Source organism: Virgibacillus carmonensis (assembly GCF_057836705.1).
In genome coordinates, this window is sequence record NZ_JBYQFJ010000365.1 from 1 (window position 1) to 538 (window position 538).

The window sequence follows — 538 nt, forward strand, 5'->3', positions numbered from 1 at the left end:
TGGCTCGAAATGCTGGGGCATTTGATTCTGCGTCTAGCAGCTCTTTTAATTCATGATCCAATTTTAAGAATGTAACGGAACAGCCAGCCATTTCCAGTGATGTCATGTATTCCCCGACAAATGTTTTATAAACGTTAATCCCTTTTTCCGCCAGCAGTTCCTGCACTTTTCCGTTGACAATGTAGAGTTCCATCTCCGGTGTAGAGCCTAAGCCATTGACCATTACAGCTACATCATCATTCTTCGTAAGCTTATTATCCTCCAGAATCTTTTTAGTTAGTTCAGCAGCAATGTCATCTGCGCTGCCAATTTGCTTCCGTTCAATTCCAGGTTCACCATGTATGCCAATTCCAATTTCCATTTCATCATCTGCAAGTTCAAAGCTTGGCTTCCCTGCTGCCGGTACTGTGCATGAGCTTAACGCCACACCCATGGACCGAACATTTGCCACTACCTTTTGTGCAGTTTGTTTTACATCCTGTAAAGAAGCGCCTTGTTCTGCTTTTGCTCCGGCAATTTTATGAACAAAAACTGTCCC

The 538-nt window shown here is 43.5% G+C and carries 1 protein-coding gene; it reads right to left on the reverse strand.

Features of this window, described 5'->3' with window-relative positions:
* The coding region (locus AC3G7N_RS22380; RefSeq protein WP_489424302.1) for a dihydroxyacetone kinase subunit DhaK at positions 1 to 538 on the reverse strand (538 nt) is incomplete at both ends.